The following is a 25,766-nucleotide window of genomic DNA, read 5'->3' as shown; positions in this document are numbered from 1 at the left end:
CTCTGCACTCTACTGCGTTCCCGAGTGGGCGAGCGGTGTGCGCCCAGCGGAGCCGTGCGAGTGTGAAACGTCGGAATGCAACGTTGTAAAACTAGTGTATCGTGCCCGATGTGCGCGTCATGGAGGACCGACCATGCTGATGTCGAACGACTGGCCGATCGCTGCGGCGATGCTCCCGATGGGGGATGCCCATCCCGCAGCAGAGGGGCCGGACCCCACCATCCGGTGGCTGGCGGATCTCACCGAGGTCGGCGACGCGGGCTTCACCCAGGTGGACCTGACGGACTCGTGGGTCCGCTACGGCGAACTGTCCCCGTCGCAGACCGACGAGCTCGCGGGGTGCCTGGCCGCCACCGGGCTCACGGCGGTGTCGCTGTCGGCGATCCGGCGCAGCGTGATCGACGAGGAGCACGGTGCCGATCATCTGGCCTACGCGCATCGCTGCCTCGAGTTCGCCGCCCGCCTCGGGATCGGGGTGGTGTCGGTCGGGTTGCACAGGGCACTCACCGCGACGCAGCGGGCGCAGCTGTGGTTCTGGACGGTCGACGGCCATCGCGACCCGTTCGGCGACGACCAGGCGTGGACGCTGGCGGTGTCGCGCCTGCGGGAGCTGGGCCGCCACGCACAGGACCTCGGCATCCTGCTCTCGCTCGAGCTCTACGAGCACACGTTCCTGGGAACGGCGGAGTCCGCCGTGCGGCTGGTCGAGGACATCGGCCTGGACGTCGTCGGGCTCAACCCCGACATCGGCAACCTCATCCGCCTGCACGAGCCCGTCGAGGACTGGCGCGCCCTCGCCGAAGCGACGATGCCCTACGCGAACTTCTGGCACGTCAAGAACTACACGCGTGATGAGGATGCCGCGGCCGGCGTGGTCTCCACGGTGCCGACGAGCCTGGAGCTGGGCGTCATCAACTATCGTGAGGCGGTCAAGATCGCGCTGCGCAGCGGCTTCCAGGGTGTCATCTGCGTGGAGCACTACGGTGGCGACGGTCTGAGCGTGAGCGCGACGAACCGCGACTACCTCCGCAACCGGGTGCTGCCGCGCCGCGCGTACGAGGTCGGACGCAGTCGCGTGCGACAGCCGCAGCACGGGCGGGCCGCCTCATGACGCGCATCTTCGCGGAACCCGACGCCTTCGTCGCCGACGCGCTCCGCGGCTTCGCCGCCGTGCATCGCGACGAGATCGCCCTGGTCGACGGAGGGGTCGTGCGGGCTGAGCCGCTCGACGCTGGTCGCGTGGCGGTCCTCATCGGCGGTGGGTCTGGGCACTACCCCGCTTTCGCGGGCTTCGTGGGTCGAGGACTCGCGGCGGGGGCCGTCTGCGGCAACATCTTCACGTCGCCGTCGACCGCGCAGGCTGTCCGCGTCGCCCACGCGGCCGATGCCGGCGGGGGAGTGCTCTTCACCTACGGGCGGTACGCGGGCGACGTCATCCACTTCGGCGAAGCAGAGCGGCGACTGCGCGCCGAGGGCGTGGACGCCCGCACCGTGCTCATCACCGACGACGTGGCGAGCAGTCCGCCCGACGCGCGAGACGAGCGCCGCGGCATCGCGGGCATCCTCTGCGTGTTCCATGTCGCCGGTGCCGCCGCCGATCGCGGTGACACGATCGACGAGGTCGAGCGTCTGGCCGCTCATGCCAACAGCCGCACGCGCAGCCACGGCGTGGCCTTCGCCGGGTGCACGTTGCCGGGGGCGACCCACCCGCTCTTCCATGTGCCCGAGGGCCAGATGTCGATCGGGCTGGGCATACACGGCGAGCCCGGCGTGCGGGACGTTCCCCTGCAGTCCGCCCCCGAGCTCGCGGTGACCCTCGCCGAGCCGCTGCTCGCCGAGCGCCCCGAGGGCTGCAGCCGTGCCGCGGTCGTGCTGAACGGCCTCGGGTCGGTCAAGTACGAGGAGCTGTTCGTTCTCTTCGGCTACGTCGCGGATCACCTCGAGAGTCAAGGGATCGAGATCGTCGAGCCCGAATGCGGCGAGTTCGTGACGAGCCTGGATATGGCGGGGGTGTCCCTCACGATGCTCTGGCTCGACGACGAGCTCGAGGAGCTGTGGCGCGCACCCGCAGCCTCGCCGGCCTTCCGGAAGGGTGAGACAGCGGCCGGCGGGCGCCCCGCGCAGCGGCCGACGCCGCAGCCGCCGACCGGCACGGTGTCGGCGCCGGAGTCCGGACGCGAGCCCCGGCCGTCGACTCCCGCCTCACGTCGCGCCGCCGCCACCGCACGCCGTCTGCTCGAGGCGGCTCGCGACGCGATCGCCGTCGAGGCCGAGCATCTCGGAGAGCTCGATGCCGTCGCCGGCGACGGCGACCACGGCATCGGCATGCTGCGCGGGCTGAACGCTGCCGTCGACGCGGCCGAGGCCCTCGGCGACGCCGTCGGCGTGCGTGAGCTGCTGGAGACAGCGGGCGACGCGTGGTCGGAGACCGCCGGCGGCACCTCGGGCGCGCTCTGGGGCAGCGGGCTGGCGGAGCTCGGACGAGCACTGGGTGATCCCGAGCAGTTCCGGCCGGAGGATGCCGCAGCCGCCGTGTCCGCCGCGTGCACCCGCATCGCCGAGCTCGGCGGCGCGGCGCCCGGCGACAAGACGATGCTCGACGCGATGGTGCCCTTCCAACGGGCTCTCGCCGCGCAGCTGGACAGCGGAGCAGACCTGGCGTCCGCGCTGGCCATCGCCGCCGGTGCTGCGGCGGAGGGCGCGGCGGCCACATCCGGGATGCTGCCGCGTCGCGGGCGGGCGACACCGCTCGCGGAGCGCAGCCTCGGGCATCCGGACCCGGGCGCGACCTCCTTCCGGATCATCGTCGACACGGTTGCAGGCATCGCGTCTGCCGGGAAAGTAGAGGAGTGAGCCATGGGGTGGAGGATCGTCGTCGGTGCCGACGACGCCGGCTTCGAGTACAAAGAGGTGCTCCGGGAGATGCTGTCCGCTGATCCTCGCGTGAGCAGCGTCGTCGACGTGGGTGTCAGGAAGGCGGAGCCGACGCCGTATCCGCGAGTCGCCGTCGAGGCGGCCACGCTCGTGGCGAGCGGCGAGGCCGATCGTGCCCTCCTCGTCTGCGGCACAGGGCTCGGGGTGGCGATCGCGGCGAACAAGGTGCGCGGCATCCGCGCTGTCACCGCTCACGACCCGTATTCGGTGGAGCGTTCGGTCAAGAGCAACAACGCCCAGGTTCTGACGCTGGGCGCGCGGGTCATCGGCATGGAGCTTGCGAAGAAGCTCGTCTCGGACTGGCTCGACCATCACTTCGACCCCTTGTCGGCATCCGCTGAGAAGGTGCAGTTGATCGGGCGATACGAGGAGGGTGAGAGATGATCTCGACGGCGGCGGTTGTGGGGTCCGGCTACATGGGGGGTGGCATCGCCCAGGTGCTGGCGCTCTCCGGGCGGGACGTGGTGCTGGCGGATGCGAGCGCGGAGCTTGCCGAGACGAACAGGCAGCGCATCGTCCGGGAAGCGGGCGACTACGCCGCCCGGGGGATCTTCCCCGAGGATGCGGGCGAGCGGGTCGCCGCACGGGTGACCGCGGCGCGCTCGATCGAGGAGGCGGTCGCCGACGTCGACTTCATCGAGGAGGCGGTGCCCGAGGTGCTCGCGATCAAGCACGAGACTCTCGGCCGGATCAGCCGCAGCTGCCGGCCTGACGCCCTCATCGGGAGCAACACGTCGACGATCTCCATCGGCACGCTCGCCGAGGGCGTCGACGGCGTCGAGCGCTTCCTCGGCGTGCACTTCAGCAACCCGGCGCCGTTCATCCCGGGCGTCGAGGTCATCCCGCACGTCGCCACGCGTCCGGATGCGGTGGCCGCGGTGGTGGAGCTGCTCAGTGACTGCGGCAAGGTCGGCGTGCCCATCACCGACGTCACCGGTTTCGTGCTCAACAGGCTGCAGTACGCGCTGTTCGGCGAGGCGGCCCGGCTCGTCGAGGAAGGAGTGGCGACGCCGGAGGCGATCGATCTGATCGCCCGCACCACGTTCGGATTCCGCCTGCCGTTCTTCGGGCCGTTCGCCATCGCCGACATCGCCGGCCTGGACGTCTACCAGTACTGCTACGGGTCGCTGAACAGCGCCTACCCGGATCGCTTCTCGGCGCCCGGCATCCTGGAGGACCACGTGGCGCGTGGGGAGCACGGGCTCAAGTCCGGCCGCGGATTCCTCGCCACCCCGCCGGAGCGCGCCCCGGAGCTCGCCGCGTATCGCGATGAGGCTTACGCGGCCCTGTCGGCTCTTGTGGCCCGCCTCGGGGACGCTCCCGTCACCTACTGACGGCAGAAGTTTCGCTCCCCGCCCAGAAAATTCCGTCCGCGTCTTGACAGTCGATGCGGCCGGTGGGAAAGTGTCTACAACGTTGCTCTACAACGTTGTAGACCACGTACCAGACCGACCGTCGCCACCCGGGGCGGACGGCTCTGGGACCGGTCGTGCACCGACGAAGAAGTCAGCAATACCGAAAGGAAACTCCAGTGAAGACGAAGCCTGTCCTTGCTGCAGTCACAGCGTTCGCCCTGGTCGGCGCTCTGGCTGCGTGCACCGCCGGAGGTGGCGGCGACAACGCCGACGGCGGCGGCAACGACGACGCGAACTGCACGAATTCCATCCCCAAGGAGGACCTGCCGGTCGTCACCATGTGGGCCTGGTATCCGAACATGGAGCTCGTCGTCGACAACTTCAACGAGCAGAACGACGAGGTCCAGGTCTGCTGGACCAACGCCGGCGCGGGTGGTGACGCCTACGACAAGTTCCAGACCGCGATCTCGGCCGGCAGCGGCGCTCCCGACGTCATGATGGTCGAGGCCGACCGCATCGCGACCTTCCAAGCGCAGGACGCCCTGGTCGAGCTGAACGACCTCGGCTACGAGGACGTGAAGGACAACTTCAGCGACGGCGCGTGGAAGGACGTCTCCGTCGGCGACGGCATCTACGGCGCTCCGGTCGACGGCGGCCCGATGGGCATGATCTACCGCACCGACATCTTCGACCAGTACGGCATCACTCCGCCCACGACGTGGGCCGAGCTCGAGACCGCGGCGCAGAAGGTCAAGGATGCCGGCGGCCCGGTCTTCGCGAGCTTCGCGGCGAACCAGCCGGCCGAGGTCACGGCGCTGATGTACCAGAACGGTGCGCAGCCGTTCGAGTACGACCCTGCCAACGAGGGTGAGATCGGCATCGAACTCAACAGCCCCGAGATCAAAGAGGTCCTCGACTACTGGGCCGGCCTCGTCGAAAAGGGTCTGGTCGGCACGGAGGACCAGTTCACTCCCGAGTACATCGCCGGTGTGATCAACGGCGACTACGCCACCTACCTCTCGGCCGCCTGGGCCCCGGGCTACCTCCAGGGCGCCGGTGTCGGCGAGGGCGCGGATGCCGGTGTCTGGGCGACAGCCCCGATGCCGCAGTGGGATCCCAGCAACCCGATCGCGATCAACTGGGGCGGCTCCGCCATGGCCGTCTCGAGTCAGGCGAGCGACCCTGACCTCGCGGCCAAGGTGGCGTTCGGTGTCTACGCGGATCAGGCTTCGCTGGACGACGGCTGGCAGAACCAGATCATCTTCCCGCTGAACGTCAACGTGCTCGATTCGCCGGAGTTCCAGGACTACGAGGTGCCCTTCTTCGGAGGCCAGCAGGCCAACAAGGAGGTGTATGTGCCGGCGGCCAACGCCTACGAGGGCATGACGTACACGCCGATCGGCCAGTACTACTACTCGCAGCTGACGGAGCAGATCGCGCGCATCAACGAGGGGTCCGCAACCGGCTCCGAGGCGGCGGACGCCCTGCAGGACGCCGTCGTGGCCTACGCGGAGGAGCAGGGGTTCACCGTCAAGTGACCTGACCGCAGGGCCGGTCCGTGCTCCTACGGACCGGCCTTCGGTCATCCCCTGCCAGACCTGGAGAAATCATGACTGCGTCAACCGCAACCTCCGCGAAGACGAAGCACAGAAGGTCGACCACGCGGCGCCAGAACCTTTACGGCTGGCTCTTCGTCGGACCATTCGGGATCGTCTTCCTCACCCTTCTCGTACTCCCGATCGGGTTCGCGCTCTATCTGAGCCTGTTCCAGAAGTCCCTCATCGGCGGGACGAGGTTCGTCCTCTTCGGCAACTACGTCAAGGCCTTCAGTGACCCGTCGTTCCTCGACGGCATGTGGTTCGTCATCCGGTTCTCGCTTGTGCTGATCCCTCTGCAGATGGCGATCTCGCTCGCGATCGCGCTGATCCTCGACATCGTGATCACACGGTTCGCGCGATTCTCGCGCCTGATGATCTTCATGCCTTACGCGATCCCGACCGTGATCGGCGCCCTGATGTGGGGGTTCCTCTACAGCGACAACTTCGGTCCCCTCGCGGAGATCTTCGAAAGTTTCGGCGCTCAGGCTCCCGATTTCCTGAGCAGCAGCCTCATCTTCTACGGCCTGCTCAACATCGTCACCTGGCAGTGGGTCGGCTACTACATGATCATCCTGTACGCCGCGCTGCAGGGCATCGATCCGACGCTCTACGAGGCCGCGCGCATCGACGGCGCGTCCCAATGGCAGATCGTCCTGCGGATCAAGATCCCGCTGCTCTCTCCAGCCCTGCTGCTCATCCTGGTGTTCGCCCTCATCGGCACCCTGCAGTTCTTCAACGAGCCCCAGATCCTGCAGCAGCTGGCCGCCGGAGCGATCCCCAACGACTTCACGCCGAACATGTACGCCTACCAGCAGGCGTTCTCGCTGGCGAACTACAACTACGGGTCGGCGATCTCGTTCGCGCTCGGGGCTGTCGTCTTCGTGTGCGTCTACATCTTCCTGTTCGCCACCCGCAAGCGAGGGAGCTTCTTCTCATGACCGTCACACCCATGGAGCTCACCGGGACGAACCCGAAGCCGCGCAGACGCGTCGAGCGCCGGACGACCCCGCGCACACGCGGCCGCATACCGATGAACGTCGTGCTCGCGCTGCTGATGGTGTACTTCCTGATCCCGTTCTGGTGGCTCATCGTCAACAGCTCGAAGAGTTCAGCCGGTCTGTTCGGGGGTGGCAGTGCGCTCTGGTTCTCGGACGACATCGACTACATCGGCAATCTGGTCGAACTCTTCACCTACAGCGGGGGCATCTACGCACGGTGGCTGGCGAACTCCGCCCTCTACGCGATCGCCGGCGGTGTCGGGGCGACCGTGCTCGCCGTGCTGGCCGGCTATGGATTCGCGAAGTACAACTTCACCGGCCGGCGTGCCGCGTTCGCGATCCTGCTGGGTGCCGTCATGATCCCGACGACGGCCCTCGTCATCCCCACCTTCGTGCTGTTCGCTCAGGTCGGGTGGACGAACACCATCTGGGCGGTGATCTTCCCCAGCCTGCTCAATCCGTTCGGGGTCTACCTCATGAACGTGTACGCGCGTGATGCGGTGCCGGACGAGCTGCTGGACGCCGCACGCGTCGACGGCGCGGGCGAGTTCAGGACGTTCCTCCAGGTGGCGCTGCCGCTCCTCCGCCCGGCGATCGTGACGGTGGTACTGCTGTCCGTCGTGGCCTCGTGGAACAACTACTTCCTCCCGCTCGTCATGCTGTCGGACAACCGCCTCTACCCCGTGACGGTCGGCATCGGGCTCTGGCAGTCCACCGCAGCGACGTATGGGGCGGCGGGCGGGCAGAACCTGTGGAGCATCATCATCCTCGGCGCGCTCGTCTCGGTGATCCCGCTCATCATCGCGTTCCTGGGCCTCCAGAAGTACTGGCAGGGCGGGCTGTCGATCGGAAGCCTCAAGTGAGCGGGCGCTCCACGCCCCTGCCCCTTTCCCTCGTCCTTGGAAGAGAAGAATGAACCGAGCACACCTCACCCTCGACCCGCAGTTCACCATCGGACCCGTCAATCGCCGCCTCTTCGGATCCTTCGTCGAGCACCTGGGCCGCTGCGTGTACGACGGCATCTACGAGCCGGGGCACGAGAAAGCCGACGAGGAAGGCTTCCGCACCGACGTCATCGAGCTCGTGCGCGAGCTCGGCGTCTCGACGATCCGATACCCGGGCGGCAACTTCGTGTCGGGCTATCGCTGGGAGGACGGTGTCGGGCCGCGCGACGAGCGACCGCCACGGCTCGACCTGGCCTGGCACTCGACCGAGAGTAACGAGATCGGCCTCGACGAGTTCGCGGGGTGGCTGAAGAAGGTCGACAGCGAGCTGATGTACGCCGTCAACCTGGGAACGCGGGGCGTGCTCGAGGCCCTCGACGTCCTCGAGTACGCGAACCTGCGCTCGGGCACGCATTGGGCGCAGCGACGCGTCGCCAACGGCCACCCTGAACCGCACGGCATCCGGATGTGGTGCCTGGGCAACGAGATGGACGGCCCGTGGCAGCTCGGGCACAGCACCGCCGAGGAGTACGGCCGGCTCGCGGCTAAGACCGCGAGCGCGATGCGGCAGATCGATCCCGATCTCGAGCTCGTCGTCTGCGGCAGCTCGAGCGCGCAGATGCCGACGTTCGGCGACTGGGAGCGCGTGGTCCTCGAGCACACCTACGACGACGTCGACTTCATCTCGTGCCACGCCTATTACGAGCCCAAGGGTGACGACTACGGCAGCTTCCTCGCCTCCGGCGTCAACATGGACCGGTTCATCGAGGCCGTCGTCGCCACCGCCGACCACGTGAAGGCCACCCGTCGCAGCGACAAGACCATCAACATCTCCTTCGACGAGTGGAACGTCTGGTACCAGTCCCGCTACAACGAGGTCGACAAGATCACCGACGTGGCGGAGTGGCCGGTCGCGCCGCGGCTGCTGGAGGATTCGTACTCCGTGCTCGATGCCGTCGTGCTGGGCAGCCTCATGATCTCGCTGATCCGCCACGCCGACCGGGTGACCGCCGCCAGCCTGGCGCAGCTCGTGAACGTGATCGCGCCGATCATGACCGAGCCGGGCGGCCCCGCGTGGCGGCAGACCACGTTCCACCCGTTCTCGCTCACTTCGAGGCTGGCCCGCGACGTCGCGCTCGAGCTCAAGCTCGACAGCCCGACCTACGGCACCCGGCTCTACGGCGAGGTGCCGCTCGTCGACGCCGTCGCGACGTACGACGAGGCCGGCGGCGGCACGACGGTCTTCGCCGTGAACCGCAGCCTGACGGAGGAGGTAACGCTCGACATCGACACCCGTGCCGTGGGCTCCGTCGGCGCCGCCCGCGCGACATCGCTCTTCGACGGCGACATCCACGCGGCGAACACGCTGGAGGATCCCGAGCGCGTCTCCCCGCGGGAGAACACCTCGGTGAGTGTCGGCGAGGGCACGGTCAGCATCACGCTGCCGCCTGTCTCGTGGACGGTTCTGACGCTCGACTGAGCGCAGCCGACCGATCCGTCTCGCACGTGCACACAGAGGAGGAGAGACGATGACGCCGCACGGCATGCTCCGTGTCGACGGGACCCGCATCGTGGCCGACGACGGGCCGGTGACCCTCAGGGGGTTCGGGCTCGGCGGCTGGATGAACATGGAGAACTTCATCACCGGCTACGCCGGTGCCGAGTCGCAGCAGCGGCGCGCCCTTCGGCGCGTCCTCGGCGACGAGGGGTACGAGCGCTTCTTCGCTCGCTTCCTGGCGGGCTTCTTCACCGCTGAGGACGCGGCGTTCCTGCAGTCGCTCGGACTCAACTCGCTGAGGATCCCTTTCAACTACCGCCACTTCGAGAGCGACGACGAGCCGTTCGTCATCCGCGAGGAGGGCTTCCGGCTGCTCGATCAGGTGGTCCAGGCGTGCGCCGGCCACGGGATCTACACGATCCTCGACCTTCATGCGCTGCCGGGTGCGCAGAACCAGCACTGGCACAGTGACAACCCCACCCAGTGGGCGAACTTCTGGGGCCAGCGGCAGTTTCAGGATCGCGTCGTCCATCTGTGGGAGACGATCGCGGAGCACTACCGAGGCAACCCGTGGGTTGCCGGCTACAACCCCGTGAACGAACCGGCCGACGCGCACGGGTCCGCCATCGGTCCGTTCTATCGCCGACTCGAGGCGGCAATCCGGGCGGTGGATCCCGACCACATCCTCTTCCTCGACGGCAACCGCTACTCGACCCAGTTCGACCAGTTGGGCGATCCGCTGCCGAACTGCGTCTACACCGCGCACGACTACGCGCTGCCGGGGTTCGTCGACGGCGGCCCCTACCCCGGGGTCTCTCGCGGCCAGTTCGTCGACCGGGCACGCGTCGAGGAGACCTTCCTGCAGCGGACTGAGTACATGCGCGAGACGGGCACGCCGATCTGGGTGGGTGAGTTCGGTCCGGTCTACACCGGTGACCCCGCGCGGGACGAGCAGCGCTACCGCCTGCTCGAGGACCAGCTCGAGATCTTCGAGCGGTACGACGCGAGCTGGGCGCTGTGGACCTACAAGGACATCGGGCTGCAGGGAGTCGTGACCGTCGACCCCGAGTCGGCCTACCTCCGCCGCATCGCGCCCGTGCTCGAGAAGAAGGCCCGTCTGGGGGTGGACTCCTGGGGATCGACGGATGCCGGAGTCCGCGGCATCCTGGAACCGATCGAGCGGCTCTTCGAGACGGAGTTCCCGGATTTCCAGCCCTACCCGTGGGGCGCGCGCCGGTGGATCCACGGACACGTGCGGCATGTGATGCTCGCCGAGGCGATGGTGGACGAGTTCGCGCGGGCGTTCGAGGGCGTCGCGCCCGACGAGGCGGAGCAGCTGGCCGACGCCTTCTCGTTCGCCCACTGCCGGGTCCGCGAAGGGCTGGCGACGATCCTCCGGCGCGCGGCGCGCTAGTCCAGGTGGTGTGATGGCGCGGACCCAGCGGGTGACCCTCAAGGAGATCGCCGCGCAGACCGGAGTGTCGCTGACGACCATCTCGAAAGTGCTCAACGGTGCGGCCGACGTGTCGTCGGCGACGCGAGCCCTCGTCGAGGAGCAGCTGCGCATGAGCGGCTACCGGCGGCGCAAGAGCAAGGAGCGGCGCGAGTACATCGAGGTAGTGCTCCACGAACTCGACGGCGACTGGGCGCTCGCCGTCATCGAGGGCGTTCGCGAGAGCGCCGCCGAGGTGGGCCTGGCGATCTCGCTGTCCGTCAGCGGCGACCGGCGCACGCCCGGGCCGGAGTGGCTCGATGCCGTCGTGCGACGGGGTCCGACCGGGATCATCCTGCTGTTCGCCGACGTCCCTCCGCAGGGTCGCGCCACGCTGAAGGCCCGCGGCATTCCGTTCGTCATCATCGATCCGGCGGGGGACCCGGCACCCGGCATCCCCTCCGTCGGCTCGGCGAACTGGTCCGGCGGGCTCGCCGCGACGAGGCATCTGCTGGAGCTCGGCCATCGCCGGATCGCGGCGATCACCGGTCCCGAGGAGGTCATGAGCTCCCTCGCGCGGCTCGATGGCTACCGCGCGGCGATGACCTCGGCCGGTGTGGCCATCGAGCCGGAATGGATCCGCTACGGCGACTTCCAGCGAGAGGGGGGCGAGAGGCATGCGTCGGAGCTGCTGAGTCTCGCCGATCCGCCGACCGCCATCTTCGCGGGCAACGATCTGCAGGCGCTCGGGGTGCTGTACGCGGCACAGGCGCGGGGGATCGCGGTGCCGGGCGAGCTGTCCGTCGTGGGCTACGACGACCTCGCGATCGCCGAGTTGGCGAGCCCGCGGCTGACGACCGTTCACCAGCCCCTGCGCGAGATGGCCGAGCAGGCGACGAAGCTGCTCCTGCAGCTGCTCGACGAGCCGCGGCCGGAAGTCACCCGGGTCGAGCTGGCCACCAGTCTCGTCGTACGCGATTCGACGGCAGCGCCCGCTCGCTAGCGCTCCTCAGCGCGCCCGCGCGACAGAGCCGCAGGCCGACAGGCTGCGCACGGAGGGGATGCCGGCAGCCACGCTGCCTCCGTGCGCGAAGGGGTGCCGGCGGACCAGAGCCCGCCGGCACCCCTTTCGCCTCAGCAGCGGATCACTGCACCCAGTAGCCCACGTTGAAGAGGATCTTCTGGGCGACCGGAAGCAGCGCCGCCGACTGCTCCGTCGTCAGCTTGCCGGCAGCGGTGAGCTCGGTCACCTGGGCCACGAAGCCGTTGAGCACCTCGAGGGCGCCGACGCTGTCGCCCTTCGCGACGAGGTTCAGAGCCTGGTCGAGCTTGACCGTCAGGGCGTTCTGGTTGCCTTTGTTCAGGTCCGTTCCGGCGACGCTTGCCTTGAGCGTGTCGATCTCGTCCTTGATGAAGGCCTCGGGGTGCCACAGGTAGTCGCGCGCGAACGTCGTGAACATCTGGTTCCACGTGTTGAAGTCGTGGGCACCAGCGACGACGACGTTCTCGACGAACCCGACGTTGTCGAGCGCCGCCACCGTGTTCGCGTTGGGCAGACCGAAGTCCCAGCGACCGCCGCCGTAGAGGATGTACGGCGCTGCCAGGTTCGGCGTGGTGGTGCGGACGCTCGCGCCGCCACTCCAGGGCCCGTAGTAGCCGAACGCGTCAGCATCGAAGTTGATCAGGCTCTGCGTGACGCCCGAACCCGCCGACAGCCCCGCGAAGGCACGGTCGATCGCGTCCGTGGAAACGTTGTAGTTCGACTCGACGAACGGGATCACGACGTTCCGCAGGTTGGGATAGCCCTGGCTGGAGGCGCCGAGGTAGTTCGTGTTCGTCGTGACCACGACCGCGGGCTCGGTGGTCCCGTCCTGGATCAGGTTGTCCATGATGACCGGCACGTCACCCATGTTCATCCAGTCGGACTGGTCCTGGCCGCTGCCGTGCTGCATGTAGATCGTCTTGTACGGCTCCGCGCGCTCGGCGTCGTAGCCCGGCGGAAGGTAGACCCCGATCGTGCGGGTCGTGCCGTTGACCTCGAACGGGACGTAGCTCCACGTGCCCTTGGGCGAGTCGGCCCGCTCGAGCTCGATCTGGCGGGCGGCCAGAGGCGCGAAGTTCTGCTTCTCGGCGTCGTAGGGGACGAACACCTTGTTGAACGCGCGTCGCGCTGTGCCCGTCAGTCCGTCGGGCGCGAAGATCGGCGAGTTCGCCGGGTCGGCCACCCACAGGCTCGTGTTGTCGTCCACGTAGAACCAGTACTGGTTCGCGCCCGCCGCGAGCGGAACGTCGGTCACCCAGTACCCGTTGCCGGCGTCGGTCATCTCGACGTCGTACCCGCCGCCCCCTCGCATGAGGCCGGGCTTGTACTCGGACGGCTGGTACACCTTCGTATCCGTCGGGTCGGCCCAGTTGCGCAGCAGGATGTCGGCGACGAAGCGGACGCTGGTCGCCTCCGGGTCGTAGTACACGAAGTGGCCCGTGTAGCCGGTGGGTGAATCCGGGTCCGCGATGATCGTCGGACCGGGCGTCGGATCCCCATCGTCGGCCTGCGCCGCCCCCGGCGACATGGTGAGCACCAGGGCGGAGGCGAGCACTGCGACGGCCAGTGCCTTCAGGCGATGCCTGCCGAAGCGCCGGTCCTCTCCGACCTCGTGCCGAACCCCCGCGTCATCTCTGCGCTGTTGCGCGATACTCTCCACCGTTCCTCCTCGAATGGTTGTGAGTGCCGGCAAGGCTGCTCGGCGGGGGCCAGGCTACAGCCGGTTTACGACGTTGTAAAGCCAATCTTTACGACGTTGTATTTTTCTCTTGACCCGATGCGAGTGGCTCTGTAAGAGTGAACGCGGACGGGAGTTACTACGTTGTAAAGACATGCTCTGCTGCGTGTCCGCCCGTCTCAGCCAGTCGGCCCCGGGGCCCGCGTGCTCCCGGTGTCGGTCGAGTCACACGAGATGAGGAATCGATGGAGATCACATCCGAGGACCGGCGCTCCGGCCGGTTCGGGAGAGCGAGACGGGCCGTTGCCGTCGTGACTGCTGCAGTCCTGGCGCTCACCGGCCTGATTGCTGCCGCGCCCGCGAGTGCGGCCGAGCCGTGGATCGCGCAGCAGGAGGGCGGCTATCTGCGGATCGCCGTGCCGAACGCCGCCGTCGAAGCCGCCGTCGGGCCGGTGTCGCAGGTGGTCGTCGAGGGCAACTTCGGCCCCTCGCACAACTGGGCGCAGATCGGACTGCAGCGCAGCGGTGCCAACTGGACCGCGACGTACGGGCCCTTCGAGCCCGGTCTGTACTACTACCAGGTCACGGGAGACGACATCAAAGTCCTGAAGGACACGAGCAACCCGACGAGCGTCGCATCCGAGCCGGAATGGAGCACGTTCTTCATCCCCGGCGAGTCGGCGGCGCTGCTGGCGGATGCGCCGGAACCGGCGGGGGTCATTCAGACGCTGTCCTACGCCAGTTCCGTCGCGGGTGAGCAGCGTGAGGCACTCGTCTGGGTTCCGCCGACCTACCAGCCCAAGGGAAAGAAGCTGCCGGTGCTGTACCTCCAGCACGGTGGCGGCCAGAGCTACCGCGACTGGGTGGAGGTGGGTCGCGCCGAGCAGATCCTCGACAACCTGTGGCTGGCCGGACAGCTCGAGGACATGCTGGTGGTGATGGGCAACGGCAACGTCGACGACTTCTCGGCCGAGCTGCTCGAGAACATCGTGCCCGCCGTCGAGCGCACCTACAACGTCTCGCCCTCCAAGAACCATCGGGCGCTGGCGGGCCTCTCGATGGGCGGTGGCCAGGCGTTCGAGGTGTTCAGCGAGCACCCCGGCGAGTTCGACGCGATCGGCACGTTCGGAGCCGGACGCTTCGGCGACCTCGACGCCATCCCCGTCGACAGGATGAACGACCGCACCGAGCTGTTCCGCGTCTATGTCGGCAACAAGACCGACATCGCGTACAACGACGTCTACGACTCGTTCCAGAAGTTCGACGCGATCGGTCTGAACTACCAGTTCGACGGCGTGAATCCCGATGCCGGCCACAACTGGAACGCCTGGCAGGAGAATCTCATCGACTTCGCGCCGCGGCTGTTCACGGGTACGGCGTCCGACCCCGCCATGAGCGAGGGACACACGGCGCTCACCGAGCGCTTCGAGCCGCCCGCCGCAGGCACGACGCCCACGCCGTGGCTGACCGATGACGACTTCGTGACGTTCGAGACGACGGCCGACTTCGCCGATGCCGAGTATGTCTCGGTCTGGGCCAACTGGGCGCCCGGCGGCAGCTGGCTCCGCGTGGAGATGAACAAGGTCGGTGACCGCTGGAGGGCGACGGTCGGCCCGCTCGAGGAGAAGTTCTACCACTACCGGCTCATCGTCGATCGACAGTCCGTCAAGGACACGTCCAACCCGACGAAGGTGACATCGGAGCCGGCGTGGAGCACCTTCCTCGTCCCGGGAGGGGGCTCGCGCCTGCTTGCCGACGTTCCCGAGGGCCAAGGCGGGGGCCTGGAGGTCATGAGCTACCAGAGCACCGTGGCCGGCCAGCAGCGCAATGCCTACGTGTGGACCCCGCCGGGGTATGACCCCGACCGCGCCGAGCCCTATCCGCTGTTCGTGCTCAACCACGGCGGCGGTCAGAGCTGGACCGACTGGGTGGAGGTCGGACGTGCGCGCCAGATCCTCGACAACCTGTCGCTGGACGGCGCCATCGAGCCGATGGTCGTCGTGATGCCCAACGGCAACGTCGGCGACTACCCGCGGGAGCTGCTCGAGAACGTGGTGCCTGCGACGGAGGAGCACTACAACATCAGCAGCGATCCCGCCGATCGGGCGCTGGCCGGGCTGTCGGCCGGCGGGGCGCGAACGGTGTCGGTGCTCAAGGCGCATCCCGGTGAATTCGCCTGGATCGGGACCTTCGCCGCGGGCTTCGGCGGGACGGCAGGCGTCGACGTCGAGGCCATCAACGCAGGAACCGAGCTGTATCGCATCTACACCGGCGACATCACCGACTTCACCTACGGGTCGGTGATGAGCTCCCTTCCGGTGCTGGATCAGCTGGGCATCGAGTACGAGTTCAACGGCGTGACGGTCGGCCCTCACGGGTGGGACGTCTGGCAGAAGAACCTCATCGACTTCGCCCCTCGGCTGTTCCAGAGCACGGACGGCTGACGGATCGAGTCGAGCCGACGCACCGCCGTCTCCCGCACGGGAGGCGGCGGTGCGTGCGTATGAGGGGCACCGCGCTCGCGGCTTTGTAAAAAATTCTTGACACTTCGGCGGCCCACACCTAACGTCGGTGTCAAGAATCCTTTACACATCGGCGGAGCATCTCATGGTCTACGAAGAGCGCAACATCTGGGCGAGCCTCATCGCGAGCGTGGTCGGGGTCTCCGTCTACGTGATTCTGGTCCTGCAGCAGGCGGGCGGCGGGCCGTTGACGGATGTCGACTGGGTGCCGCTGATGCTCTGGACGATCGGCGGCAGCATCGTCGCCGCGATCGTCATCAGCATCGTGTGGGGGATCCTCGCCGGAATGCGCGACCCCGACGGCGTCGGCACGAGCGACCAGCGGGACCGCGACATCAGCGCCATGAGCGGGCGCGTGGGGCAGGCGTTCACGGTCATCGCCGGTCTCGGCGTCATCGTGCTGTGCGCCTTCCAGGCGGACTGGTTCTGGATCGCGAACTGCATGTTCTTCGGCTTCGCCGCGTCGTCGATCATCGGCGGCATCGCGAGCGTCATCGCCTACCGCCGGGGGCTCGTCTGATGGTCAAGCCCACCAAGGTGACCAACTCCATCCGCGCGGTGCGCGAGGCGGCAGGGATCACGCAGGCCGAGCTCGCCCGTCGCGTCGGAGTCACGCGGCAGACCCTCATCGCCATCGAGCAGGGCAGGTACTCGCCCACGCTCGAGCTGGCCTTCCAGCTCTCCCGCGCCTTCGGTGTGGGACTCGACGACCTCTTCGACTACCCGGAGGAATGACATGTCCGATCTCCGTCCCTCGACGCTGCGCACCGGCACGATGCCCGCCTGGACCCAGCGCCGCTACGGTGACGCCGAGTCCATCGCCAGGGAGATGGTCGACGTCCCCGCACCCGGACGCGGTGAGGCCCTGTTGAGGCTTCGCGCCACCGGCCTCAACAACGGCGACATCCGCGTGATGCGCGGCGAGCCGCTTCTCGTGCGTCTGGCGTTCGGCCTGCGCCGGCCGCGCCAGCCCGTGCGGGGGATGGATGCCGCGGCCACCGTGATCGCCATCGGCGACGGCGTGACGCACGTGGCCGTGGGCGATGAGGTCGTGGGCGAGCTCCCGGGCGGCGGCGGGCTCGCACGTTACGCGCTCGCACCCGCCGCCCGGCTGGTGCCCCGCCCACCCGCTCTCGACGCCGTCGTCGCGGCGGCACTCCCGATCGCAGGCGGGACCGCGTGGCAGGCGCTCGAGCGGGGCGGTGCGGCATCCGGTCATCGCGTGCTCGTGATCGGAGCCTCCGGAGGGGTCGGCACATTCGCCGTGCAGCTCGCCGCGCTCCGCGGCGCCGAAGTGTGGGCGCTGTGCGGCGAGCAGAATCGTGCCCTCGTCGAAGGGCTCGGCGCGACGCGCACCTTCGACTACCGCCGCGTGCAGCCGGGTGCGACCGAGCTGCAGGCCGGCACGTTCGACGTGGTCGTCGATATCGCCGGCACCGCGCCCTTGCGCGCACTGCAGCGCCTCGTGCGCGACGGCGGTCGGGTCGTGCTCGTGTCGGGCGAGGGCGGTCGCCTGCTGGGACCGATAGGGCGCATCCTGGGCGCCTCCCTGCGCTCGATCGGCTCCCGACGCCCGCTCCGACCGCTCGCGGCCACCGCGAAGCCCCGGGTGCTCGCCGAACTCGTCGCGCTCGCCGCGGCAGGGTCGCTGCGCCCCGTCGTCGAGCGGACGTTCCCGTTCGGCGCCGCGCCCGCTGCGCTCGCCCACGTCGCCGCCGGGCACACGGTGGGCAAGGTGGTCGTGACGGCGGCCTGACGCTCCCAGGGCACGCACAACGTTCGTGAGAGAATGGTCGCGGCGTGCCCGGTTGCCGGCTTCTCCAGCTCCGCCGGGCCCCTGGACAGCGTCCGCCGCCCCTCGTACAGGAGCAAGATGTCCACGCAGAACACCGCGCCCGCCACCTCGACCAGCTCGGCGACCGAAGGTGCGACCGAGACCGCCGTCGCCGAAGGCCGCATCCAGCAGGTGCGCCGCTACCTGATGTGCCGCCCCGAGCACTTCACCGTCAGCTACCGGATCAACCCGTGGATGGAACCGGCGAACCCGACCGACACGGCCCTCGCCGTCCGCCAGTGGCAGGCGCTGTACGACACCTATGTCGCACTCGGTCACGAGGTGCACCTCATCGACCCCATCCAGGGTCTGCCCGACATGGTCTACACGGCCAACGGCGGCTTCGTCATCGACAACGTCGCCTACGGCGCGAAGTTCCGGTTCCAGGAGCGCGTGCCCGAGGGCCCGGCCTTCATGGACTGGTTCCGCGCCAACGGCTTCGAGGTCGCCGAGCCCGTCGAGGTCAACGAGGGGGAAGGCGACTTCCTGCTGGTCGGCGAGACGATCCTCGCCGGCACCGGCTTCCGCTCGACGGGCGACAGCCACCGCGAGCTCGCCGACGTGTTCGGCAAGGAGGTCGTCAGCCTCAACCTCGTCGACCCGCGGTTCTACCACCTCGACACCGCCATCTCGGTGCTCGACCCGGTGGAGGGTCCGGGCGGCGTCGAGAAGGCCAACATCGCCTACCTCGAGCACGCGTTCGATGAGCGCAGCCAGGCGATCCTCGCCGAGCGCTACCCCGACGCGATCCGCGTCGCCGACGCCGACGGCGCGGTGTTCGGCCTCAACTCGGCCAGCGACGGCCTCAACGTCATCATCTCGCCGCGCGCGAAGGGCTTCGAGGCGCAGCTGCGCGAGCGCGGCTACAACCCGGTGCTCGTCGACCTGTCCGAGCTGCTGCTCGGCGGCGGCGGCATCAAGTGCTGCACGCTCGAGCTGCGGCGCTGACGGCGGGAAAGAGGAGCACCATGACCGCCACTTCCCCCTCGGTCGACGCGGCGATGAGCCAGATCATCGCCGCCGAAGAGGAGCACGTCGCGCACAACTACCACCCGCTGCCCGTGGTCATCTCCAGGGGTGAGGGCGCGTGGGTGACGGACGTCGAGGGCAAGCGCTACCTCGACCTGCTGTCCGCCTACTCGGCCCTCAACTTCGGGCATGGGCACCCGGCGCTCCTCGCCGCGGCGCAGGAGCAGCTGAACCGCCTCACCCTCACCAGCCGCGCCTACCACAACGATCGCCTCGGCCCGTTCGCGGCCGCCCTCGCGGCGCTCTGCGGCAAGGAGCTCGTGCTGCCCATGAACACGGGCGCGGAAGCGGTCGAGACCGGCATCAAGGTCGCACGTGCGTGGGGCTACCGCGTCAAGGGCGTGGCACCGGACGCTGCGCGCATCGTCGTCGCCCACGGCAACTTCCACGGCCGCACGACCACGATCGTGGGCTTCAGCGACGACCCGCAGGCGCGGGCCGACTTCGGACCGTTCACGCCGGGCTTCGTGTCGGTGCCGTTCGGCGACGCCGCCGTCATCGACGCGGCGATCACCGCCGACACGGTCGCCGTGCTCATCGAGCCGATCCAGGGCGAGGCCGGCGTGGTGGTGCCCCCCGAGGGATACCTCCGGGCGGTGCGCGAGATCTGCACGCGCCGCGGCGTGCTGCTCATCGCAGACGAGATCCAGTCGGGCCTCGGCCGTGTGGGCGAGACGTTCGCGTGCGACCGCGAGGGCGTCGTGCCCGACGTGTACCTGCTGGGCAAGGCGCTGGGCGGCGGCATCCTTCCCGTCTCGGCGGTCGCCGCCGATCGCGATGTCCTCGGCGTGATCCACCCGGGTGAGCACGGCTCCACCTTCGGCGGGAACCCGCTCGCCGCGGCGGTCGGCCTCCGTGTCGTCGAGATGCTGCAGACCGGCGAGTTCCAGCGTCGCGCCAAGCTGCTGGGCGAGCACCTCGAGTCCAAGCTGCAGGATCTCATCGGTCATGGCGTGACCGAGGTCCGCGTCGCGGGTCTTTGGGCGGGCGTCGACATCGACCCCGCCGTCGGCACCGGCCGCGAGATCGCCGAACGCCTCATCGGCCGCGGAGTGCTCGTCAAGGACACGCACGGCCAGACCATCCGGATCGCGCCGCCGCTCGTCATCCGCGGTACAGAGCTGGACTGGGCCGTCGAGCAGCTGCGCGTGGTGCTCGCGGCCTGAACCGGCTCGGCACCTCGGGCCGTCAGTCGAAGACCGACACCGTTCGCCAGTGCCAGCCGGTCGCTCCGTCCGGGGCGGGCGGCGCGGTGCTCTCGGTCTGCACCTCTCCGGCCTTGCTCGTCGCGCGGCATTGGATGACGTGATCGCCCGTGGTCGCGGTCCAGGGGAAGCTCCACTGCACCCACGTGTCGTCCGAGATGGCCGTCGCGAGGGTCGCCGGTGTCCACTCGCCCTCGTCGATGCGCACCTCGACGCCCTCTATGCCCACCTGCTGCTGCCACGCCACGCCCGCGACGACCACCTCGCCCGACTTCAGGCCCTGGCCCTTGCGCGGCACGTCGATGCGCGACTGCAGCTTGATCGGGCCCCGCTCCGACCACCCCCGCGTCGTCCAGTAGGCGGTCGCCCGGTCGAACCTCGTGACCTCGAGATCGACGACCCACTTCGTCGCCGAGACGTAGCCGTACAGTCCCGGCACCACCATGCGCACCGGGAAGCCGTGCTCCGTCGGCAGCGGGGCGCCGTTCATGCCGACGGCGAGGATCGCGTTGCGTTCGTCGGTGACGGCCTCGAGGGGGGTGGATGCGGTGAACCCGTCGATCGATCGTGACAGCACCATGTCGGCATCCGCGGCGGGGCGGGCCCGCGCGAGCAGCTCGCGGAGCGGGTAGCCCAGCCACCGCGCGTTGCCGATCAGGGTGCCGCCGACCTCGTTCGAGACGCACGTGAGCGTGGTCCACGACTCCTCGAGCGGCAGGGCCAGCAGCTCGTCCCATGTGAGCTCGAACTCGTTCGCCACCATGCCGTGCACGCGCAGGCGCCAGTCCGCGGGGTCGACCTCGGGCACGATGAGGGCGGTGTCGATGCGATAGAACCGGTCGTTCGGGGTGACGACGTCGGCGAGGCCGGCGATGTCGAGCTCCGCGCCCGCGGGGACGGCGGATGCCGCGACCGCCGGCTGCGGGAGCCTCACCGCCCGCCGGACCGCGGCGATCGTCGCGGACGTCGCGCCGCGCACGCCGACAACCGTCGCGAGGATGCCGGCCGCCGCGGCCGCGCCCGCCCACGCGAAGAACGCGCGACGGCTGGGCGGCGAGGCGGCGGGCATGTCGGCGGCGGGAGCGGCGACGGGTCTTGCCGGTGCGGGTCCTGCGGGCACGTCGGCGGCGGAAGCGGCGACGGGCGCTGCCGGTTCGGCCGGTGCAGGGGGGCCTGCGGGCACCTCGGCGGCGGGACCGGCGACGGGATTCGCGGGCTCGTCTCGTGCGGAGCCGGCGGGTTCCGGTGCGGCCGCTGCCGGCTGGAGCAGCCGGACCAGCAGCCAGAGCGCGACGGCGCCCACCGCACCTGCGACGAGTGCCGGCAGCCAGGCGAGTGCGCCGGCGCCGGGTCGCGTCGCCGCGACGACCGCTCCGGTGATGCCGAAGGCGGCGATCACGACGACGCCCCACGGCGGGCGGCGGGCCTGGAGCCAGCCTGCGAGCGCGGCGAGCACCAGCATCGCCAGGGCGATGCCGACGATGAGGGCGATCTTGTCGGCGGTGCCGAACAGCGCGATCGCGGTGTCTTTCGCCCACGGCGGTGCGACGTCGATGAGGGCGGAGCCGATCGCCGCCACCGGGCTGGACGAGGGGCTGACGACTATGGCCACCAGCTCGCCGAGTCCCGCCGCGAGCAGCACGGCGGCCACGCCTGCGACCCACGTCAGCGGGGCCGGGGCACGTCCGGCCGATCGGGTCGCAGCCATGGTGCCAGCGTATGGTTCCCGGGCGTCCCAGGGGCGCCGCCGGGGATTACGGGGTTCTTACGGTGCATCGGTCCCGGCGTGGCCCCGCACGCGGCGAGCGGGATGAGCGCCGGTCCGGCGCGGGTCGTCCGCCGCCGCTCCTCGCGCTCGCGGTGCCGCCCGCATCCGTCGAAACACCGCGGCAACACGGCCCGCATTAGGCTGTCCGGATGGGTGATCTGTTCGACGGCTACGGCTCCACGCTGGCGCCGCGCAAGACGCCCTCGGGGGTTCCCGCGTTCGACGAGATGTTCGGAAACCCGGCTCATCCGGGTGCGCCGGCCGAGTCCCGCGAGGCCTATCGAGAGCTGTACCAGGCGCTCGCGCAGATGACTCAGGAAGAGCTGCGCGGGCGCACCGACTCCCTCGCGAGCTCGTATCTCGCTCAGGGCGTGACGTTCGACTTCGCGGGGGAGGAGCGTCCGTTCCCGCTGGATGCCGTGCCCCGCGTGATCACCTTCGACGAGTGGTCGCGCATCGAGGCCGGCGTGAAGCAGCGCGTGCGCGCGCTCGAGGCGTTCCTCGACGACGCCTACGGGCACCAGTACTGCGTGCGGGACGAGGTGCTGCCCGCCGGGCTGATCGCGAGCTCGCAGTACTTCTACCGCCAGGCCGCCGGCATCCACTCCGCCAACGGCGTGCGCATCCAGGTGTCGGGCATCGACCTCATCCGCGACGAGCACGGCGAGATGCGCGTGCTCGAAGACAACGTGCGCGTGCCGTCGGGTGTCAGCTACGTCATCTCGAACCGGCGCGTCATGGCGCAGACCCTCCCCGAGCTCTTCGTCTCGATGCGGGTGCGCCCGGTCGGCGACTACCCGAACAAGCTGCTCGCGGCGCTGCGCGCCTCGGCGCCGGCAGGCATCGAGGACCCCAACGTCGTCGTGCTCACCCCCGGCGTCTACAACTCCGCCTACTTCGAGCACACGCTGCTCGCGCGGCTCATGGGCGTCGAGCTCGTCGAGGGCCGGGACCTCCTGTGCATCGGCGGCAAGGTCTTCATGCGCACCACCCGCGGCCCCAAGCGCGTCGACGTGATCTACCGTCGCGTCGACGACGACTTCCTCGATCCGCTGCAGTTCCGCGCCGACTCGATGCTCGGTGCGCCCGGGCTCATGCTCGCGGCGCGGCTGGGCAACGTCACCATCGCGAACGCGGTGGGAAACGGTGTCGCCGACGACAAGCTGCTGTACACCTATGTTCCCGACCTCATCCGCTACTACCTGGCGGAGGAGCCGATCCTCAAGAACGTCGACACCTGGCGGCTCGAAGACCCGAACGCCCTCGAAGAGGTGCTCGACCGCCTCGACGAGCTCGTGGTGAAGCCGGTCGACGGCTCGGGCGGCAAGGGCCTGGTCGTCGGACCGGATGCCTCGCCCGCCGAGCTCGAGAAGCTCCGCCAGCGGCTGCTCGCCGACCCGCGCGGGTGGATCGCGCAGCCCGTCGTCATGCTGTCGACGATCCCCACGCTCGTCGAGGACGGCATGCGCCCACGCCACGCCGACCTGCGGCCGTTCGCGGTCAACGACGGTGAGGACGTCTGGGTGCTCCCGGGCGGGCTCACACGGGTCGCGCTGCCCGAGGGTCAGCTCGTGGTCAACTCCAGCCAGGGCGGCGGCTCGAAGGACACCTGGATCGTCGGCGGCTCCGCGCCCACCGGCGGCGAGTACGGCCCCGGCAAGGTGCCGGAGCTCGTCGCCGATCAGGCGACCGTCACCGCTGCGATCCCGATCATCTACGACGCGCAGAGCGAGCCCGCCCACTCCCCGCGGGATCCGGTGCGCGGCAACCGCGAGCAGCAGGAGCAGCAGCAGCAGCAGGCCGCCAGGGACGCCGCTCCGGCGGGCCCGACTCGGCCGGACACGAGACACGCGTCGCGTGAGAACGAAGGCGGTGCGTCATGCTGAGCCGTATCGCCGAGAGCCTGTTCTGGATCGGGCGCTACATCGAGCGGTCCGACGGCACCGCGCGCATCCTCGACGTGCACCTCCAGCTGCTGCTGGAGGACCCGTGGGTCGACGAGGACATCGCGTGCCGCTCGCTGCTCAGCGTCATGGGCTCCGTTCCTCCCGACGGCATCGACCTGGTGCGCCGCGAGGACGTGTTGGCACGCCTCGCCGTCGACCGCATGAACCCGTCGAGCATCGCCTACGCGCTGACCGCCGCCCGCGAGAACGCGCGCCGGGCGCGCGAGATCGTCTCGACGGAGCTGTGGGAGACGCTGAACACCACGAGTGCACGGATGCCGCGGCGCCTGCAGAACGATCGCGTGCACGAGTTCTTCCAGTGGGTGCGCGAGCGCGCGGCGCTGGCCATCGGCATCGTCGACTCCTCGACGAGCCGCGACGAGGCGTGGCAGTTCTTCACGCTCGGCCGCAGCATCGAGCGCACCGACATGACGGCGCGGCTGCTGGCGACGCGATCGCTCACCGAGGCCTCGGGGCCGTCGTGGACGACCATCCTGCGCTCGTGCGGCGCGTACGAGGCCTACCTGCGCACGTATCGCGGCATGCCGAGTGCGCGCAACGCCGCCGAGTTCCTGCTCCTGGACCGGCTCTTCCCGCGCTCGATCATCTACTCGATCCAGCGCGCCGAGGAGTGCATGAGCGCCATCGATCCGCGCGCAGACCGCGTCGGGCATTCCAACACCGTGCTGCGGGCCCTCGGGCAGATCCGCAACGACCTGGAGTACCGGCCGATCTCCGAGATCCTCGGCGAGCTGCCCACGCACATGGACCGCGTGCAGAAGGTCACGCGGGAGGCATCCGAGGCGATCCGAGGCCGGTTCTTCCCGACACAGGCCGAGCCCAGCTGGATCGGAGAGATCTCATGAAGCGCCTGCGCATCGAGCACCAGACCGGGTTCGCCTATCTGGGCGACGTGACGGCCTCGTACAACGAGGCCCGCATGCTGCCCGGCTCGACCGACAGCCAGTTCGTGCTGAACTCCTCTCTCGACATCGAGCCGTCGACATCGGTCAACCAGTACGTCGACTACTTCGGCACCCGGGTCGCGGCGTTCGACGTGCTGTCCCCGCACTCGTCGCTGACGATCACCGCCCGCTCACTGGTCGAGGTGCGTCCGCGCCCGCTCGAGCACATCGACCTCACATGGGACGACCTCGCCCGCGAGTCCGCCCGCTCGATCGAGACGGTCGAGCAGCTGTCGCAGACCGCACGCACGCGCCCGCACGCCGAGGTGGCCGAGCTCGCCCGCGCCATCGCCGCGGAGCACGAGCACCCGGGCCGCGCCGCCCACGCGATCTCGGTCGCTGTGGGCGACGCCGTCGAGTACATGCACGGCATCACCGGCGTGCACTCGACCGCGAGCGAGGCGTGGGAGGCGCGCAAGGGCGTCTGCCAGGACATCGCGCACGTCACCCTCGGAGCGCTCCGCGAGGTCGGCATCCCGGCGCGCTACGTGTCGGGCTACCTGCACCCGCGGCCGTCGGCGGATGTCGGCGTCGCGGTGACCGGCGAGTCCCACGCGTGGATCGAGTGGTTCGCGGGGGAGTGGCAGGGCTTCGATCCCACGAACAACATCGAGATCGGCGACCGGCACGTGCTCGTCGGCCGTGGTCGCGACTACGGCGACGTGCCGCCGCTGCGCGGCGTCTACGCCGGCCCGTTCAAGAGCAACCTTCACGTCAAGGTGACGATCACGCGCGAGGCGTAGGCCCGGCTCGTCTCCCCGGTGCTGCCGGCCGGGGTTGCTCGGTCAGGCGGGTGGGTTGTCGGGATCGAGAGTTTCGAGAGTGTCCGCCTCGACCGGGTTGTCGGCCTCCAGCTGGTCTTCGGTGGTCTGGTCTCCGCCGACCGGGTTCCCGTCGCCGCTCACCGGCCTCTCGTCGGCCGCACTGTCGTCGCGGGGCGTCTCGTCTTCGCTTCGCCGTTCGTCCATGCCGACACGCTAACCCCGGAGGATGCTGCGCGTCGGGGCCTTGACATGGC

Annotated in this window: 22 protein-coding genes; 19 read left to right on the top strand and 3 right to left on the bottom strand. The window is 69.3% G+C overall.

Features of this window, described 5'->3' with window-relative positions; all coding sequences use genetic code 11:
- Window positions 1–133 precede the first annotated feature (133 nt).
- The 10 genes from Q9R08_RS14660 to Q9R08_RS14615 all read left to right on the top strand — a co-directional run bounded on the left by Q9R08_RS14660 (window position 134) and on the right by Q9R08_RS14615 (window position 11,762).
- Window positions 134–1,111, top strand: coding sequence for a sugar phosphate isomerase/epimerase family protein (locus tag Q9R08_RS14660; protein ID WP_308868845.1), 978 nt, complete (start codon window positions 134–136; stop codon window positions 1,109–1,111).
- Complete coding sequence (locus Q9R08_RS14655; RefSeq protein WP_308868844.1) at window positions 1,108–2,853, top strand: dihydroxyacetone kinase family protein; 1,746 nt, start codon at window positions 1,108–1,110, stop codon at window positions 2,851–2,853. The genes Q9R08_RS14660 and Q9R08_RS14655 overlap by 4 nt, the downstream gene beginning before the upstream one ends.
- 3 nt (window positions 2,854–2,856) lie before the next feature.
- The gene (locus tag Q9R08_RS14650; RefSeq protein WP_308868843.1) at window positions 2,857–3,318 is read left to right on the top strand and encodes a ribose-5-phosphate isomerase; all 462 of its coding nucleotides are present in this window, start codon (window positions 2,857–2,859) and stop codon (window positions 3,316–3,318) included.
- Window positions 3,315–4,268 (top strand): 3-hydroxyacyl-CoA dehydrogenase family protein, encoded by a 954-nt coding sequence (locus tag Q9R08_RS14645; RefSeq protein ID WP_308868842.1) that lies wholly within the window; start codon window positions 3,315–3,317, stop codon window positions 4,266–4,268. Before Q9R08_RS14650 ends, Q9R08_RS14645 begins: the two co-directional genes overlap by 4 nt.
- Before the next feature lie 197 nt (window positions 4,269–4,465).
- On the top strand, window positions 4,466–5,827 hold the full coding sequence (locus Q9R08_RS14640; protein WP_308868841.1) for an ABC transporter substrate-binding protein: 1,362 nt from the start codon (window positions 4,466–4,468) through the stop codon (window positions 5,825–5,827).
- A 71-nt stretch (window positions 5,828–5,898) separates the two neighbouring features.
- Window positions 5,899–6,825: a carbohydrate ABC transporter permease gene (locus Q9R08_RS14635; RefSeq protein WP_308868840.1), complete on the top strand. Its 927-nt coding sequence runs from the start codon at window positions 5,899–5,901 to the stop codon at window positions 6,823–6,825.
- Window positions 6,822–7,748, top strand: a complete 927-nt coding sequence (locus Q9R08_RS14630; RefSeq protein ID WP_308868839.1) for a carbohydrate ABC transporter permease — start codon at window positions 6,822–6,824, stop codon at window positions 7,746–7,748. The genes Q9R08_RS14635 and Q9R08_RS14630 overlap by 4 nt, the downstream gene beginning before the upstream one ends.
- Before the next feature lie 49 nt (window positions 7,749–7,797).
- Complete coding sequence (gene arfA / locus Q9R08_RS14625) at window positions 7,798–9,309, top strand: arabinosylfuranosidase ArfA (RefSeq protein ID WP_308868838.1); 1,512 nt, start codon at window positions 7,798–7,800, stop codon at window positions 9,307–9,309.
- Between the two features lie 49 nt (window positions 9,310–9,358).
- Entirely contained in the window at window positions 9,359–10,741 is a 1,383-nt protein-coding gene (locus Q9R08_RS14620; RefSeq protein WP_308868837.1) for a glycoside hydrolase family 5 protein, read from the top strand.
- A gap of 13 nt (window positions 10,742–10,754) precedes the next feature.
- Window positions 10,755–11,762, top strand: a complete 1,008-nt coding sequence (locus Q9R08_RS14615; protein WP_308868836.1) for a LacI family DNA-binding transcriptional regulator — start codon at window positions 10,755–10,757, stop codon at window positions 11,760–11,762.
- A 142-nt stretch (window positions 11,763–11,904) separates the two neighbouring features.
- Here Q9R08_RS14615 and Q9R08_RS14610 read toward each other — a convergent pair whose 3' ends face one another.
- Complete coding sequence (locus Q9R08_RS14610; RefSeq protein WP_308868835.1) at window positions 11,905–13,461, bottom strand: alpha/beta hydrolase; 1,557 nt, start codon at window positions 13,459–13,461, stop codon at window positions 11,905–11,907.
- 329 nt (window positions 13,462–13,790) lie between these two features.
- Between Q9R08_RS14610 and Q9R08_RS14605 the strand changes: the two genes are divergently transcribed.
- The 6 genes from Q9R08_RS14605 (at window position 13,791) to rocD (ending at window position 20,030) form a co-directional block, all read left to right on the top strand.
- Entirely contained in the window at window positions 13,791–15,923 is a 2,133-nt protein-coding gene (locus Q9R08_RS14605; protein ID WP_308868834.1) for an alpha/beta hydrolase-fold protein, read from the top strand.
- A gap of 163 nt (window positions 15,924–16,086) precedes the next feature.
- Window positions 16,087–16,521 carry a hypothetical protein gene (locus tag Q9R08_RS14600; RefSeq protein ID WP_308868833.1) on the top strand — a complete coding sequence of 145 codons (435 nt, stop codon included), beginning with the start codon at window positions 16,087–16,089 and terminating at the stop codon, window positions 16,519–16,521.
- Window positions 16,521–16,736 (top strand): helix-turn-helix transcriptional regulator, encoded by a 216-nt coding sequence (locus tag Q9R08_RS14595; protein ID WP_308868832.1) that lies wholly within the window; start codon window positions 16,521–16,523, stop codon window positions 16,734–16,736. The genes Q9R08_RS14600 and Q9R08_RS14595 overlap by 1 nt, the downstream gene beginning before the upstream one ends.
- 1 nt (window position 16,737) lies before the next feature.
- The gene (locus tag Q9R08_RS14590) at window positions 16,738–17,757 is read left to right on the top strand and encodes an NAD(P)-dependent alcohol dehydrogenase (RefSeq protein ID WP_308868831.1); all 1,020 of its coding nucleotides are present in this window, start codon (window positions 16,738–16,740) and stop codon (window positions 17,755–17,757) included.
- A gap of 117 nt (window positions 17,758–17,874) precedes the next feature.
- Window positions 17,875–18,783 (top strand): dimethylargininase, encoded by a 909-nt coding sequence (gene ddaH / locus Q9R08_RS14585; protein ID WP_335342915.1) that lies wholly within the window; start codon window positions 17,875–17,877, stop codon window positions 18,781–18,783.
- Between the two features lie 20 nt (window positions 18,784–18,803).
- The gene (rocD, locus tag Q9R08_RS14580; protein ID WP_308868830.1) at window positions 18,804–20,030 is read left to right on the top strand and encodes an ornithine--oxo-acid transaminase; all 1,227 of its coding nucleotides are present in this window, start codon (window positions 18,804–18,806) and stop codon (window positions 20,028–20,030) included.
- A gap of 22 nt (window positions 20,031–20,052) precedes the next feature.
- Here rocD and Q9R08_RS14575 read toward each other — a convergent pair whose 3' ends face one another.
- On the bottom strand, window positions 20,053–21,777 hold the full coding sequence (locus tag Q9R08_RS14575) for a molybdopterin-dependent oxidoreductase (RefSeq protein ID WP_308868829.1): 1,725 nt from the start codon (window positions 21,775–21,777) through the stop codon (window positions 20,053–20,055).
- Window positions 21,778–21,986: 209 nt separating this feature from the next.
- Between Q9R08_RS14575 and Q9R08_RS14570 the strand changes: the two genes are divergently transcribed.
- Genes Q9R08_RS14570 through Q9R08_RS14560 form a run of 3 tightly spaced genes read left to right on the top strand, consistent with a single transcriptional unit; the run spans window position 21,987 to window position 25,491 of the window.
- Window positions 21,987–23,723: a circularly permuted type 2 ATP-grasp protein gene (locus tag Q9R08_RS14570; protein WP_308868828.1), complete on the top strand. Its 1,737-nt coding sequence runs from the start codon at window positions 21,987–21,989 to the stop codon at window positions 23,721–23,723.
- Window positions 23,717–24,649, top strand: a complete 933-nt coding sequence (locus Q9R08_RS14565) for an alpha-E domain-containing protein (RefSeq protein ID WP_308868827.1) — start codon at window positions 23,717–23,719, stop codon at window positions 24,647–24,649. The genes Q9R08_RS14570 and Q9R08_RS14565 overlap by 7 nt, the downstream gene beginning before the upstream one ends.
- Entirely contained in the window at window positions 24,646–25,491 is an 846-nt protein-coding gene (locus tag Q9R08_RS14560; protein ID WP_308868826.1) for a transglutaminase family protein, read from the top strand. Before Q9R08_RS14565 ends, Q9R08_RS14560 begins: the two co-directional genes overlap by 4 nt.
- Window positions 25,492–25,533: 42 nt before the next feature.
- Here the strand turns inward: Q9R08_RS14560 and Q9R08_RS14555 are convergent, their stop codons facing one another.
- Complete coding sequence (locus Q9R08_RS14555) at window positions 25,534–25,716, bottom strand: hypothetical protein (protein WP_308868825.1); 183 nt, start codon at window positions 25,714–25,716, stop codon at window positions 25,534–25,536.
- Between the last annotated feature and the right edge of the window lie 50 nt (window positions 25,717–25,766).

Origin of the sequence: Microbacterium psychrotolerans (assembly GCF_031085295.1) — a bacterium.
Classification (GTDB): Bacteria; Actinomycetota; Actinomycetes; order Actinomycetales; family Microbacteriaceae; genus Microbacterium; species Microbacterium psychrotolerans.
This window is presented reverse-complemented; position numbering and strand designations above follow the sequence as displayed.

What these genes read in the sequence shown, in the direction of transcription:
- Q9R08_RS14660 (WP_308868845.1), top strand. Translation starts at nt 134, where the DNA reads ATGCTGATGTCGAACGACTGGCCGATCGCTGCGGCGATGCTCCCGATG.
- Q9R08_RS14655 (WP_308868844.1), top strand. Translation starts at nt 1,108, where the DNA reads ATGACGCGCATCTTCGCGGAACCCGACGCCTTCGTCGCCGACGCGCTC.
- Q9R08_RS14650 (WP_308868843.1), top strand. Translation starts at nt 2,857, where the DNA reads ATGGGGTGGAGGATCGTCGTCGGTGCCGACGACGCCGGCTTCGAGTAC.
- Q9R08_RS14645 (WP_308868842.1), top strand. Translation starts at nt 3,315, where the DNA reads ATGATCTCGACGGCGGCGGTTGTGGGGTCCGGCTACATGGGGGGTGGC.
- Q9R08_RS14635 (WP_308868840.1), top strand. Translation starts at nt 5,899, where the DNA reads ATGACTGCGTCAACCGCAACCTCCGCGAAGACGAAGCACAGAAGGTCG.
- Q9R08_RS14630 (WP_308868839.1), top strand. Translation starts at nt 6,822, where the DNA reads ATGACCGTCACACCCATGGAGCTCACCGGGACGAACCCGAAGCCGCGC.
- arfA (WP_308868838.1), top strand. Translation starts at nt 7,798, where the DNA reads ATGAACCGAGCACACCTCACCCTCGACCCGCAGTTCACCATCGGACCC.
- Q9R08_RS14620 (WP_308868837.1), top strand. Translation starts at nt 9,359, where the DNA reads ATGACGCCGCACGGCATGCTCCGTGTCGACGGGACCCGCATCGTGGCC.
- Q9R08_RS14615 (WP_308868836.1), top strand. Translation starts at nt 10,755, where the DNA reads ATGGCGCGGACCCAGCGGGTGACCCTCAAGGAGATCGCCGCGCAGACC.
- Q9R08_RS14600 (WP_308868833.1), top strand. Translation starts at nt 16,087, where the DNA reads ATGGTCTACGAAGAGCGCAACATCTGGGCGAGCCTCATCGCGAGCGTG.
- Q9R08_RS14595 (WP_308868832.1), top strand. Translation starts at nt 16,521, where the DNA reads ATGGTCAAGCCCACCAAGGTGACCAACTCCATCCGCGCGGTGCGCGAG.
- Q9R08_RS14590 (WP_308868831.1), top strand. Translation starts at nt 16,738, where the DNA reads ATGTCCGATCTCCGTCCCTCGACGCTGCGCACCGGCACGATGCCCGCC.
- ddaH (WP_335342915.1), top strand. Translation starts at nt 17,875, where the DNA reads ATGTCCACGCAGAACACCGCGCCCGCCACCTCGACCAGCTCGGCGACC.
- rocD (WP_308868830.1), top strand. Translation starts at nt 18,804, where the DNA reads ATGACCGCCACTTCCCCCTCGGTCGACGCGGCGATGAGCCAGATCATC.
- Q9R08_RS14575 (WP_308868829.1), bottom strand. Translation starts at nt 21,777, where the DNA reads ATGGCTGCGACCCGATCGGCCGGACGTGCCCCGGCCCCGCTGACGTGG.
- Q9R08_RS14570 (WP_308868828.1), top strand. Translation starts at nt 21,987, where the DNA reads ATGGGTGATCTGTTCGACGGCTACGGCTCCACGCTGGCGCCGCGCAAG.
- Q9R08_RS14565 (WP_308868827.1), top strand. Translation starts at nt 23,717, where the DNA reads ATGCTGAGCCGTATCGCCGAGAGCCTGTTCTGGATCGGGCGCTACATC.
- Q9R08_RS14560 (WP_308868826.1), top strand. Translation starts at nt 24,646, where the DNA reads ATGAAGCGCCTGCGCATCGAGCACCAGACCGGGTTCGCCTATCTGGGC.
- Q9R08_RS14555 (WP_308868825.1), bottom strand. Translation starts at nt 25,716, where the DNA reads ATGGACGAACGGCGAAGCGAAGACGAGACGCCCCGCGACGACAGTGCG.